At 65.3% G+C, this 1,796-nt stretch carries 1 protein-coding gene; it reads left to right on the top strand.

What is annotated here, in order from left to right; translation table 11 throughout:
• Window positions 1-210: 210 nt before the first annotated feature.
• On the top strand, window positions 211-1,796 hold a 1,586-nt coding region (locus PVW46_RS21400), incomplete at its 3' end, for an ABCB family ABC transporter ATP-binding protein/permease (RefSeq protein WP_274577514.1).

Genomic DNA, 1,796 nt, shown 5'->3' on the forward strand with positions numbered 1-1,796 from the left:
CTCCCTGCGGTCGACTCCCCCGAGGTATTGGTCAAACCAAAGAAGATTGGTGCCTCATCCTGTTTTCTTTGGTTTAAAAAATACCTCGGGGGTGAATGCGCCCCCGGCGCAGAGGGGGCAGCGCCCCCCCTGTTCGGCACCTGATCGGCGGGCGGCTTGCAGAACAGCGCGCCGCGGCCTAGGTGATAGGGCCAAACAGGAAAGCCTTTCATGCCCCCCGACACCTCTACCGATGCCCAGATCGCCCGCGACGAACGCCGTTCGGGGTGGCGCACGATCCGTCGTGTCGGCCCCTATCTCTGGCCCGAGGGGCAGACCTGGGCCAAGCGTCGCGTCGTCATCGCGCTGGGCTTCCTGATCCTGGCCAAGCTCATCGCCGTGGCCACCCCGATCCTCTACAAGCAGGCGGTCGATACGCTTTCGGGGGATGTCTCGGACCTGATGCTGGGGGCGGTCGGGCTGACGCTGGCCTATGGCATGGCGCGGCTGATGACCGTCGGGTTCCAGCAGTTGCGCGACGCGGTCTTTGCCAAGGTCGGCCAGCGCGCGCTACGGCGGCTGGCGCTGGAAACCTTCACCCATATCCACCGCCTCTCGATGCGCTATCACATCACGCGCAAGACCGGCGGACTGAGCCGCATCATAGAGCGCGGCGTGAAAGGCGTGGAATTCCTGCTGCGCTTCCTGCTGTTCTCCATCGGGCCGCTGATGCTGGAGCTGATCCTGGTCGCGGCGGTGCTCTTCTATCTTTTCGACGTCTGGTACCTGGTCGTCGTGGTGGGTGTGATCGCGCTCTATGTTGCCTTCACCTTCAAGGTGACGGAATGGCGGGTGAAGCTGCGGCGCGAGATGAACAAGCAGGACACCGACGCCAACCAGAAGGCGATCGACAGCCTGCTGAACTTCGAGACGGTCAAATATTTCGGCGCCGAGTCGCGCGAGGCGGCACGCTATGACCGTGCCATGCAGGGCTACGAACAGGCGGCGATCAAGACGGCCACCTCGCTGGCCATGCTGAACGTGGGCCAGTCGCTGATCATCACCTCGGGGCTGGTCGCCGTCATGGTCATGGCGGCGGTGGGGGTGCAGAACGGCGCGCTGACGGTGGGCGATTTCGTCATGGTCAATGCCTACATGATCCAGATCACCATGCCGCTGAACTTTCTCGGCACGGTCTACCGCGAGATCCGCCAGGCGCTGGTGGACATGGGCGAGATGTTCGACCTGCTGGAACAGCCGCGCGAGGTGTCCGACAAGCCCGGCGCACCGGACCTGGCGGTCTCCGGCGGAGTGGTGGACTTCGCCGGGGTGCGCTTTGGCTATGACCCGGCGCGCCCGATCCTCAAGGGCATCGACGTCGCCGTGGGCGCGGGAGAGAACGTGGCGCTGGTCGGGCCTTCCGGGTCGGGCAAATCCACCATCGGGCGGCTTCTGTTCCGCTTCTACGACGTGGACGGAGGCGCCGTGCGCATCGACGGGCAGGATCTGCGCGACGTGACCCAGGGCAGCCTGCACGCGGCCATCGGCGTGGTGCCGCAGGACACCGTCCTGTTCAACGACACGATCCGTTACAACATCGCCTACGGTCGCGACGGCGCCAGCGACGCCGAGATCGTGGAGGCCGCGAAAGCCGCGCAGATCCATAGCTTCATCGAAAGCCTGCCCGAGGGCTACGACACCCAGGTGGGCGAACGGGGGCTGAAGCTCTCGGGGGGCGAGAAACAGCGGGTGGGCATCGCGCGCACCCTGCTCAAGGACCCACCGATCCTGCTTCTGGACGAGGCGACCAGCGCGCT

Origin of the sequence: Mameliella sp. AT18, from assembly GCF_028807275.1 — a bacterium.
Taxonomy (GTDB): domain Bacteria; phylum Pseudomonadota; class Alphaproteobacteria; order Rhodobacterales; family Rhodobacteraceae; genus Antarctobacter; species Antarctobacter albus.